Origin of the sequence: Scytonema hankhaensis NUACC26 (genome assembly GCF_045865695.1) — a bacterium.
Taxonomy (GTDB): domain Bacteria; phylum Cyanobacteriota; class Cyanobacteriia; order Cyanobacteriales; family Nostocaceae; genus Scytonema.
In genome coordinates, this window is record NZ_BAACAP010000226.1 from 55,940 (window position 1) to 66,648 (window position 10,709).

At 39.7% G+C, this 10,709-nt stretch carries 10 protein-coding genes and 1 pseudogene; 7 read left to right on the forward strand and 4 right to left on the reverse strand.

Features of this window, described 5'->3' with window-relative positions; translation table 11 throughout:
- The first annotated feature begins 144 nt into the window (after positions 1-144).
- The 5 genes and pseudogenes from ACKTT2_RS32995 (at position 145) to ACKTT2_RS33015 (ending at position 3,964) form a co-directional block, all read left to right on the forward strand.
- Positions 145-1,311, forward strand: coding sequence for a cysteine desulfurase family protein (locus ACKTT2_RS32995; RefSeq protein ID WP_407894719.1), 1,167 nt, complete (start codon positions 145-147; stop codon positions 1,309-1,311).
- A 74-nt stretch (positions 1,312-1,385) separates the two neighbouring features.
- Complete coding sequence (locus ACKTT2_RS33000) at positions 1,386-1,700, forward strand: nucleotidyltransferase family protein (RefSeq protein WP_407894721.1); 315 nt, start codon at positions 1,386-1,388, stop codon at positions 1,698-1,700.
- Positions 1,687-2,040: pseudogene (locus ACKTT2_RS33005) on the forward strand (HepT-like ribonuclease domain-containing protein). The gene ACKTT2_RS33000 and the pseudogene ACKTT2_RS33005 overlap by 14 nt, the downstream one beginning before the upstream one ends.
- Positions 2,041-2,139: 99 nt before the next feature.
- Positions 2,140-2,961, forward strand: a complete 822-nt coding sequence (locus ACKTT2_RS33010) for a VanW family protein (protein WP_407894723.1) — start codon at positions 2,140-2,142, stop codon at positions 2,959-2,961.
- Positions 2,945-3,964, forward strand: coding sequence for an Ldh family oxidoreductase (locus ACKTT2_RS33015; protein ID WP_407894725.1), 1,020 nt, complete (start codon positions 2,945-2,947; stop codon positions 3,962-3,964). Before ACKTT2_RS33010 ends, ACKTT2_RS33015 begins: the two co-directional genes overlap by 17 nt.
- A gap of 134 nt (positions 3,965-4,098) precedes the next feature.
- Here the strand turns inward: ACKTT2_RS33015 and ACKTT2_RS33020 are convergent, their stop codons facing one another.
- The 4 genes from ACKTT2_RS33020 to murJ form a co-directional block, all read right to left on the reverse strand.
- The gene (locus tag ACKTT2_RS33020; RefSeq protein ID WP_407894727.1) at positions 4,099-4,503 is read right to left on the reverse strand and encodes a type II toxin-antitoxin system VapC family toxin; all 405 of its coding nucleotides are present in this window, start codon (positions 4,501-4,503) and stop codon (positions 4,099-4,101) included.
- Positions 4,500-4,754, reverse strand: coding sequence for a hypothetical protein (locus tag ACKTT2_RS33025; RefSeq protein WP_407894729.1), 255 nt, complete (start codon positions 4,752-4,754; stop codon positions 4,500-4,502). The genes ACKTT2_RS33020 and ACKTT2_RS33025 overlap by 4 nt, the downstream gene beginning before the upstream one ends.
- 208 nt (positions 4,755-4,962) lie before the next feature.
- Positions 4,963-6,195 (reverse strand): S41 family peptidase, encoded by a 1,233-nt coding sequence (locus ACKTT2_RS33030; RefSeq protein WP_407894806.1) that lies wholly within the window; start codon positions 6,193-6,195, stop codon positions 4,963-4,965.
- 303 nt (positions 6,196-6,498) lie between these two features.
- On the reverse strand, positions 6,499-8,079 hold the full coding sequence (gene murJ, locus ACKTT2_RS33035) for a murein biosynthesis integral membrane protein MurJ (RefSeq protein WP_407894731.1): 1,581 nt from the start codon (positions 8,077-8,079) through the stop codon (positions 6,499-6,501).
- A gap of 479 nt (positions 8,080-8,558) precedes the next feature.
- Between murJ and ACKTT2_RS33040 the strand changes: the two genes are divergently transcribed.
- Together ACKTT2_RS33040 and ACKTT2_RS33045 are read left to right on the forward strand one after the other, a co-directional pair.
- Positions 8,559-9,827 (forward strand): response regulator, encoded by a 1,269-nt coding sequence (locus tag ACKTT2_RS33040; RefSeq protein WP_407894733.1) that lies wholly within the window; start codon positions 8,559-8,561, stop codon positions 9,825-9,827.
- 360 nt (positions 9,828-10,187) lie between these two features.
- The gene (locus ACKTT2_RS33045; protein ID WP_407894735.1) at positions 10,188-10,709 is read left to right on the forward strand and encodes a chemotaxis protein CheW; all 522 of its coding nucleotides are present in this window, start codon (positions 10,188-10,190) and stop codon (positions 10,707-10,709) included.

Here is a 10,709-nt window from a genome sequence, read left to right on the forward strand (position 1 = left end):
AAGGCTCCGCCTTCCGTTCATAGTTATACTGTAAATGGCTAACAACTGTTCTTTTTTGGAATGGTTTTAGACTTTTTCTTACTGAATGTCCCTAGCCGAAGGATAACATCGTTGTAAAATCTTTATTTTATAGATTGAACAACTATGTCCACCCGTCCTATCTACTTAGATTGCCATGCTACTACACCTGTTGACGAACGGGTATTAGCAGCAATGATACCTTACTTTACAGAACACTTTGGTAACCCTTCTAGCATCAGTCATGTTTATGGATGGGAAGCAGAGGCTGCTGTTAAACAAGCCAGGGAAATTTTGGCGACAGCCATCAACGCCACACCAGAGGAAATTATCTTTACCAGTGGTGCAACAGAAGCAAACAACTTAGCGATCAAAGGTGTTGCAGAAGCCTATTTCCAGAAAGGACAGCATATCATCACCTTAGCAACAGAGCATAGCGCTGTCCTAGATCCTTGTAAGTATTTGAAAACTTTGGGTTTTGAAATTACAATCCTTCCCGTTCAAAAGGATGGACTAATTGATTTAACTCTGTTAAATCAAGCTTTCCGTTCTGACACAATTCTTGTATCAGTGATGGCTGCTAATAACGAAATTGGTGTGTTGCAGCCATTGGCAGAAATTGGTGCAATGTGTCGCGATCGCAATATCCTGTTCCATTCCGATGCAGCACAAGCAATTGGTAAAGTTCCTTTGGACGTGCAAGCAATGAAAATTGACCTGATGTCGCTGACAGCACATAAAGTATACGGACCAAAAGGTATCGGTGCGTTATACGTTCGCCGAAAAAATCCCAGAGTACAACTTGCAGCGCAACAACACGGGGGCGGTCACGAACGAGGAATGCGTTCTGGTACTTTATACACGCCGCAAATTGTGGGTTTTGGTAAAGCAGTAGAGATAGCTTTACAAGAGCAAGTCACAGAAACGGAACGCCCGATCCAACTCCGACAAAGATTATGGGAACAGCTTTCTCAGATAGAAGGAATTCATCTTAATGGGCATCTTACAAAGAGATTACCAGGAAACTTAAACATTAGTGTTGAAGGAGTAGATGGTGCTGCATTGCAATTAGGATTGCAACCTGTAATGGCAGTGTCTTCTGGTTCGGCTTGTTCTTCAACAACGACTGCGCCTTCTCATGTTCTAACAGCACTAGGGCATTCAGAACAGTTAGCGTATGCCTCAGTGCGATTTGGGATAGGAAGATTCAATACTACTGAAGAAATTGATAGAGTGGCACAATATGCGATTTCTACTATTCAAAGTTTGCGGAAACAGAAATTGTTGGTGTAATTATAATTTTATAATTTGGGCATGGCACAAGAACTGAAAATAATTACAATACCCTCTAACAACCCAGAATCAACATGACAGGAATAACTACTCAATTACCTATTGAAATTCCCAATGACCAGATTGCGGAAATCTGCCAGCGTTACCACATCCGCAAGCTTTCCCTCTTTGGTTCCATCCTACGGGATGATTTCCGCCCTGATAGTGACGTTGACATTTTAGTTGAGTTTGAACCCGGATACACCCCAGGTTTTGCCTTCATTAACATCCAGGATGAACTCTCCGTGCTGTTAGGGCGAAAAGTTGACCTTAACACTCCCCAAGATATCAGCTGTTACTTCCGAGATCGAGTACTAGCAGAAGCCAAAGTGCAGTATGTTAAAAACTGATGAGGTACGTTTGCGCCATATACTAGATGCAGCAAATCAGGCAATTGCATTCACTCAAGGACGTACTCGCGCTGACTTGGATACCGATACTATGCTGGCACTGGCGGTTGTGCGGCTGATTGAGATTTTGGGTGAAGCAGCCAAAAATGTTTCTCAGGTAACTAAAGACAGCATACCTGATATTCCTTGACGACAAATTGCCGGAACTAGAGATCGGCTGAGCCATGCCTACTTTGATGTTAATCTTGACATTATTTGGGATATTGTGACTCACGATTTGCCGCTACTAGTTACTAAGTTGCAGGAAATTCTCTCATCAATGAATGTTGATGATTTGTAAGCATTTAATGGTATGACTTTAAGATAAATCTGTCAAAGGTTAGGTAAAATGTGATACTTAACTGATAGATTCTCATAATGCCATTAGTTTAACAACAAAATGAACCTGCTATCCCCAAGTTTGAAAGCGTTGATTCGCCAAAAAATCAAAGATGCTCAATCGTTATGGCGGGGTTATGTGTTTTACTACCCTCGAGAACAAGACTCAGAGCAATCTTCTGATTATTGCTATCAATGGAGTGAAATTAATACTGCAATTAAACAACGTTCTGGTTCTCCCCAAGTTAACGAAAACCGCCTTTGGAACATGCAACTAGCGGCAAAGGGTATTGATGGATTAATTTTGAAACCGGAGCAGATTTTTGACTTTTGGAACCGCGTACCTCGTCCAACTCTTACCAATGGTTTCCGTGAAGGTCCTACTTTGGTGGGTAATCGTTTGATGACTGATGTTGGAGGTGGATTGTGTCAAATTTCTACGACCTTATTTCAGGCTTTACTATGGGCAAACTGTGAAATTCTAGAACGTCACAATCACTCAATTGATGCTCATGGAGATACTCGTTTTTTTACTTTGGGTCAGGATGCGACGGTGGCTTATGGTTATAAAAATTTAATTGTGAGGAACAACAACCAAGTTCCTTTACGTTTGCAATTACAGGTTTTTGGTGAAAAGGCTTTGGTGGTAGCAAGTGTATGGGGAACTGAGCCAAAACCTGTAGAAGTGAAGGTTTCTTCTCATATTTTGGAAACACTTTCCGCACCCCATAATAATGGAATGCCTGGTTGGCGGGTAGAAACACTCCGTTACGTATGCCCAGTGGAAGATCCGACTACAGAATGGCAAGTTAATTACCGCACATTAGATGTTTACCAACCTCATGTCAAGCTACAACAAAATCTCTGTGAAATCCCTGCATAATTTTTTTGATGCAGTTCTCTCTCCTTACGAACTGTTACCGGAAGTTGCAGAAGCAGTGAAAACACATCTGGTGGAAGCAAATCTATGTGGAATGGATTCCCACGGTTTGCAACAAATTTTTGGTTATGTGAAAAATTTGCGAAGTGGGCGGATTAACCCAAAACCAAATTTGCGCGTTCATTCGGTACGTCCTACAATGATTCGGATTGATGGCGATCGCAGTCCCGGACAGTATGCAGGCAAAGTCGCCATGGAAAAAGCGATTGAAGTTGCTCGTCAGTTTGGGATGGGTGTAGTGGGAGTGAGTAATAGCAATCACTTTGGTATGGCGGGTTATTATACTTGCATGGCAGCAGAGGCAGGTACGATTGGCTTTGCAACTAGCGATACGAGTGCTGTAGACTTAGCTCCTTATGGAGGAACAAAGCCAAAGCTTGGTAATAATCCGATTTCTTGGGGAATTCCTACAGGTACATTGCAACCTGTGATTTTAGATATGGCAGCCGGGACGGTCAGTGGTGGTAAAGTTAAGCACTTTGCATATCAAGGTTTACCGATACCTTTGGGTTGGGGACTTACGGAAACAGGAGAACCAACGGACAATCCCAAACAAGTAGCCGTCAATATACCAGCATCTTACAAAGGTTCTGGTTTGGCATTTGTGGCAGATTTATTGTGCGGTCCATTGTTGGGTACTGCAGCAGCAATGTTTAAAAATAAAGCAATTCATGATGGTGCTAACGGTACCGGACATTTGTTCTGGGTGCTTGATGTGGAAGCATGGACAGATCGCAAAGAGTTTGAGCAACGGGTGCAAGATGCGATCGCTTCTCTCAAAGAAACTCCTCGTCTTGACCCCAACCAACCCATCTACTACCCTGGAGAATTAGAAGCAATCACCCGCCTAGAACGACTGCAAACAGGTATTCCAATCCCTCAAGCCTTAATTGAGGAGTTAACTGCTTTTTTCGGAGAAGATTGCGTTTCTCAACTCATTGATTAACTAGGAGTAATATAGCGGTTTTCAATTGGGTACAATACATAAAAAAGTTATGGAACCGCAGCCTGTAGCAGCCCGTAGCGGATAAATCTGTACTTGATTCAAGTGAAAACAGCTATAATTCCACCCCCAACCAACTATTCAGCCCAGTTTTCTAACGTCAAATCTGAAATATTCTCAAAATGCTTGGTGTTGGCTGTAACAAGAAGATAGCCATATTCAATAGATGAAGCAGCAATCAAGATATCTATAGGAGGAATGAGTAGTCCTTTTGTTCTCAACTCTACATAAATCTTGCTAGCAATGTTCATAGTCTTTACTGTCAAGGGAAGAATTTCGCTTTCATTAGCAAGCTCTTCAAATTTAGATAGAAGATTTTTTGCGTCCTTATACAATAAGCCACTTTTAATTTCGTAGTAGCTTAGAATTGAAAATGTAAGATATTCATAGAATTGACTGTATTCGTTAAGTTTAGTAACAACCTCAATCTTACCTCTAAGGAAATACGAAAGAATATTAGTGTCTAACAATGCTTTTTTCACTGTTCTAAAAGCCTCTGCAAATCGAGTTGTCTATTTGCAGCAATATCTTTCTCCAAGTCTTCGAGAGTAGCAGTCATGTCAGATGCAATTCCTGCAAATCTCATAAAATTTTGCTTTGTGCAAGAATTTCGAGTAGCTTCCTGGTTTACCAGAGAAATCGTAATCTCTACCTCTTTGCCTTTCAATTCGGATAAGCCACTAAGTTCTAGTAAATCACTAGTAATCTTTTTTTTAATCTTCAAAACGTCCATATAGGTTTACCTGTTAAATTTTTGTATGATGAGGATTTTTTTCCTCAGCATATTCTAATAATAAAGGAACTTTCAGGAAAAAGGGCTTTGAGAGTTGACGTGGATAATCAAGTTGTCTCCAAATTCAGAGGGGATTTCGATAATATCTCCTGGGTGACCCAGGCGCTGGCGTGCCGCAAAGAAGGCTGATTCCATACCTTGAGTGAATTTAATTAGACATACGAGCAATCAGGGCCTCTATAGCCCTCTCTTTTTGCGGCTCTTTGCCCTCTGCATATTCCAATGAAAACGGAACGCTAATATCTGGTGTGACGCCTTTACCTTCTAGTCTTTGATTTTCATCAATAAAGACATTGGAAACAGCTAAATAGAGGAAACTACCATCATCCATTAGAAAAAGACGACCTGCAACGACTGCACCCGTTGTTTTAGAACCAACAACAGGTCCTATTTTATGTTGCTGAAATGCATATGCCAGAATTTCCTTACTACTTCTGCTGCCTTCATTGATTATCATGACAGCAGGCTTTTTCCATTGAGGAATAAATGTATATTTTTTCCCATCACGAGCAATATTGGTAACACTCGGTCCGGCTTTTGCAGTGAATATGTTGAGATAGCTAATGTCTCCTCCACCCCAGCCATCTCGTAAATCTAAGACTAAACCATCTGCTTCTCGCAGACGACCATAAATAAGGTCTTCCCGTAGTTGTTCTTGATCGGGATCGGCTGCATTTGACCAGATGTGGACGTAACCAATTTTTTTACCGTTCCGCTCGAACGTTTGGGTACTTGCTTGCTGCGCTGACTTAAACATTGTGGTCGCGTCTAGCAGTGTGGGAATTACAGTAATCTTTTGGCGACTGTTCGCATTACTGGTTCTTTGAATTAACAATGTAACGTTTTGACCCGCCTTACCAGCAAAAGATTCAATGGGTTTGTAAGGGCGATCGCTTACACTTAGCAATTGGTCGCCTACTTTTAACCCAGCTTTAGCAGCAGGGCTACCATCAAGTATAGTACTAATAAAGGTTTTACCATTAATGTCTTTAGTAGTCACACCAATACCACTATATTCAATTTTACCTTTTGGAAAAAACTTTCTTAACTGCTTTTGAAAATCGGGATTTCCTGCTTGAAAAATACCCAAAAGCTGGTAATAAGCAGGTTCATCTTTTGTATAGAAACGAGTGTGAGATGTTTGTAACTCAGAAAGCATTTGATTGATAACCACAGCAAGTTCTTGACTAGACTTGGTACTGGCTGCAGATGGTTCATACTTTTTCCGCATTGCCTTCCAGTCCACCCCATTAAAGTTGGGGTCGTAAAAGTTCTCGTTTACAGTTTGCCAAACTTTTTCAAAAATCTTTACCTGTGGTTGTGCGAGCATTTTGGGTAAGGGAGAAGCACACCATAAGAGGAGTAAAGCTGCAACACTCATTAACATTGCTACAGCTAATCTTTTTAGCTGAATCAGTCTTAGTCTTGCGATCGCGTTGGTTCTCAAGTTTTCCATCTAAATTAAAAGTAGATGCGTAGCAACTTGTAGCACGACTATTTCGAGCGCTAACTGGTTCCATATAGGACTTACGCAAAGCCCCCTTTTTTAAGGGGGGTTGGGGGGATCTATATGCCATTGAGGTTGCGTAAGTCCTGCCATATTGAGGTGGCGGTTCAATGTTGGGTTTCGTTATTGAGTTGGGTTGCGGTTCAATGTTGGGTTTCGTTCCTCAACCCAACCTACCTATTTATTGCGTTTCTTTCTCAAACGATTCACTAACAACTCAACCTCTGATAGTTTGATTAAACTCACTAAAGCTGCAAAAACTCCTAATCCAATACCACTAGCAAGACTTAATTGCAACAATTGTCTCAGTATTCCTTCGCTGCCCCAAAGAACTTCAACACCCCAACTTACAAGCCAACAGGCAAACCCTGCTATCCCGCTTATACCAATCAAACTGAGTACGGGTAGACTCCATTCTCGCAAAGCTAAACCGTTGAGTCGGCGATGCAAGCACCACAGTAACATTATTGTTGCTGTTAAATTTACTCCCATAGAAGCAAGAACTAAACCAGGTGCGCCAAAGGCTTTAACTAGAAAATAATCGAGTACTATATTCAGTGCAATATTTATTAAAGTTATGCGACAAGGTGTTTGCCCATCCTCCAAAGCATAGAAAACTCGCACGAGTACGCTGACAACAACACTGGTAAACGCTCCCAAACCATAAGCCATGACAAGAGTTGCAACCAGTTTGGATGCATTGGAGTCAAATGCTTGGCGCTCGTATACTATTCTCACAATTGGCACAGCTAAAGTTATCATCAAAGCTCCTAAAGGTAACATGGTGAGGGCTGTGATGATGATGCTTTGACGAATCCGAAGCTTTAATGCAAACCAATCTTCTGGTTTTGTTAACTGAGAAAATACGGTTATAAATGGTACTAGTAAGGCACTGGTAAGAATGCCTTTGGGAGTTTGAGCAAGTAGCCCAGCATAATTTAACGCTGCTGCAGCATGGGGAATGTAAGAAGCGAAGAATAAATCTACGTAAATGTTAATTTGAGTCATGCTGGAAGATAAAATGGCAGGAGTCATGACTGCGATCGCCTGTTTCACTCCAGGAGAATAAAAGTCAAAGCGCAGGCGTAGTGTCCCCATACCCTCCCGCCACTGCACGATCGCTTGAACTAGCCATTGCAAAACAGCACCAGCAAGGGTTCCTCCTGCTAATACCAAGCCTCCTAGTAGGAAATAGTCAGATGTATTAGCTTGGGTTCCCTGTTTTAGGGCTAAAAAACCCAAGCCAATGATGACAGTGACACTTGAGAGCATTGGACTAATGGAAGGAAGCCAGTAATGTTGTGCTGCATTCAGAGTACCAAAGCCAATACCGATAAACCCCGATAAAAGAGCAATGGGAGCCATTATCTGCAATTGCTGTACAGCTAGGGTTCTAACTTGTGGTTCCAAACCAGGGGCGATTAAATGAATGAAAAAATCTGCAAAAACAATCAAACCAATTGTGACCAAAAATAAGACGCAGCCAACAAGGGTAGCGATGGTTTCTACTAAAGGTGCAGCCGTTGATTTTTCTCGCTTTGCTAAAACACTTACTAGAGTACTATGCAAAGGACCATTGATACCGCCAAGCAAAACTAACAAAAAGCCGGGGATAATATAGGCGTAATTGTATGCATCAGCAACCGAACCAACTCCAAAAACTGCTGCAACACAAGTCGATCGCAGTAACCCAAAGAGTTTGCTGATGAGAGTGGCGATGGTAACAATTCCTGCAATTCCAGCTAATGAGCGCTTCATGTATTTTGCTTAAAGTTTTTTCAACCACTTTTTTATTACTTTTTGCTTTTACCAGTGTAGGTGTTCATCCGATCGCTTTATCAATAAGCCTTTTTTCTAATTTATGTAATTTCACTGTTGTTTACAATTTGAAATATAGCTAGTATAGAATTTAAAATGACTCTTAAATAATCAATTAAAACAGTCTTAGTTCTAATATATCTAGAGTTTTTCCTATAAAGAAAAAACTCTAGATATAAGAATCATAAATGATTTGTGAAAATTTTTAAGTGCTGTAGGGTTGGTAATGCCCACCAAAACTCTATTGGTAGGCATTGCCCACCCTACTACGTATATTTCAAAAATCAAATACGAGACCTCTCTTATAGCAATAGATATCTATATTTTTATTATTACTACTAAAATTTAGAAAAAATAACCTACTATTTTTTATTCTCAATAACTTTTTAAAACAATATGTTTTAGTTAATAAGCAAGCCATGATTTTATCAAAGGAAAACATGATTCTTGTTGTTGATGATAGCCCAACCAGTACAACATCTTTGTTGACGATGTTGCAACAAGTCGGTTTTAAAGTTGTTATTGCTAATAGTGGTGAAAGTGCTTTAGAACAATTAGTTAATATCTCGCCAAGTTTAATTCTATTAGATGTTGTTCTACCAAAAATGAATGGTTTTGAACTTTGTTGCCGTTTGAAAGCATCAGAAGTAACACGTGATATACCAATCATTTTTATGACTTCACTATCTAAGATCGAAGATAAGGTGAGGGGGCTTAATTTAGGGGCAGTAGATTATATTACTAAACCTTTACAAAAGGAAGAAGTTCTAGCGAGAATTAATGTTCATATCAAATTGAAACATTTGAACAAGCAACTAGAAGAGAAAACACAACAATTAACACTCACTTTACAACAGTTGCAAGAATCTCAACTTCAATTAATCCAAAAAGAAAAAATGACAACGTTGGGACAGTTAGTTGCAGGTGTTGCTCATGAAATTAATAATCCTGTTGGGTCTATTAGTGCTAATACTATTTATGTATCTACTTATGTTCGAGAACTTGTTCAACACATCCGACTTTATCAACAAAAAGTACCAGATAATGAGATTCTCAGCCACGCAGAAGAAATTGATTTGGAATATATAGTTGAAGATTTACCCAATATTTTAACATCAATTCAAAGTTGTACAACTCGAATTAAAGATATTAGTGAATCCTTGAGAAACTTTTCTCGAAATGATACTGAGGTTATGGTTACTTTCAACTTACATGATGGATTGGAAAGTACTCTATTAATCCTCAAACATCGGCTACAAGCTTATAACAAATATCCCAAAATTGATGTCGTAAAGGATTATGGAGATTTACCAAAAATAAATTGCTTTCCAGGGCAATTAAATCAAGTATTTATGAATTTGTTAGCAAATGCAATTGATGCTTTGAGAGAACACACTCAGGAACAGGGCTTGACTAACACAAAAAATCCACAAATTTGGATTCAAACTACCATAAGCGAAGAGCGCCTGTATGCTGTTGTTCGTATTAAAGATAACGGAATCGGTATTTCAAAAGAGATTCAGCAAAAGCTTTTTGAATATGCTTTCACAACAAAGCCTGTTGGCAAAGGAACGGGATTGGGGTTAGCAATTGCCCATCAAATCATTGTTGAAAGACACAGAGGCTCTATTGAAGTTAATTCTACTCTTGGTGAGGGTGCAGAGTTCATTATTAAAATACCACTATAGCAAGTTAGATCCCCCCTCCGCCCCCCTTAGTAAGCTATGGTGTACACACAAATTGGGTTTACCCCCCTTAATCCCCCCTTATAAAGGGGGAAAACAAGAGAAATCCGGTTCCCTCCCCTTTATAAGGGGAGGTTTAGGGTGGGGTAAAAAATATTTAATACATTAATCATAACTTTTCAAACATCCTCTCAAAAATTTGAGACAAGCAAAAAATTTAACAAAATTTTCTGTAATTCTGTTACTAAAAACAAATTTATGGGAATCATAGAACTATTCAGATAGTGTTGATGAAAAAATTTCATCGCCGAGCGTGAAAATCTCTCTTCCCTACTCCCTACTCCCTACTCCCTAACCCCTATAATGCTACCTTCACTAGATTCTGTTTTAAAAACCACTAATTTAACTAAATCAATTTTTCATGTAACTGCTAATGACAATCGACAGCGCTTACTAAGCTTTCCTGTTGGAACATACAGAACAAGTTTGATTCCTCTTGAACAAATCACAGAAATTCTACGGCTCAATTTAGATGATATTTTAAGTGTTCCAGAGACTCCAGGTAGCATTTTGGGAGTCTATAATTGGCGAGGCGAAATGCTGTGGCTTGTTGATTTGGAGCAATTAATTGGTGGTACATCTTTATTTGAGCAAGTCCCACTGTCCAAACCGCCAATCGCTATTGTTCTTCAAGTTGCTAGCTATTACTTTGGATTAGTTGTAAAATCAGTAAACGAAATTGAACTACACGATCTCAACAAATTGTTACCTGCAAAACCCGGTTCACTTCCTCCACAATTACTTCCATTTGTCATAGGATATCTTCCTAATAGTTCAACAGTTTTGAATCCAACAGCAATTGCTCAATTTTTTCTCCAAGGATAA

Coding starts and splice junctions, on each gene's coding strand:
- ACKTT2_RS33025 (WP_407894729.1), bottom strand. CDS start 4,754: ATGGACGTTTTGAAGATTAAAAAAAAGATTACTAGTGATTTACTAGAA.
- ACKTT2_RS32995 (WP_407894719.1), top strand. CDS start 145: ATGTCCACCCGTCCTATCTACTTAGATTGCCATGCTACTACACCTGTT.
- ACKTT2_RS33040 (WP_407894733.1), top strand. CDS start 8,559: ATGATTTTATCAAAGGAAAACATGATTCTTGTTGTTGATGATAGCCCA.
- ACKTT2_RS33010 (WP_407894723.1), top strand. CDS start 2,140: ATGAACCTGCTATCCCCAAGTTTGAAAGCGTTGATTCGCCAAAAAATC.
- ACKTT2_RS33030 (WP_407894806.1), bottom strand. CDS start 6,195: ATGAGTGTTGCAGCTTTACTCCTCTTATGGTGTGCTTCTCCCTTACCC.
- ACKTT2_RS33000 (WP_407894721.1), top strand. CDS start 1,386: ATGACAGGAATAACTACTCAATTACCTATTGAAATTCCCAATGACCAG.
- ACKTT2_RS33045 (WP_407894735.1), top strand. CDS start 10,188: ATGCTACCTTCACTAGATTCTGTTTTAAAAACCACTAATTTAACTAAA.
- murJ (WP_407894731.1), bottom strand. CDS start 8,079: ATGAAGCGCTCATTAGCTGGAATTGCAGGAATTGTTACCATCGCCACT.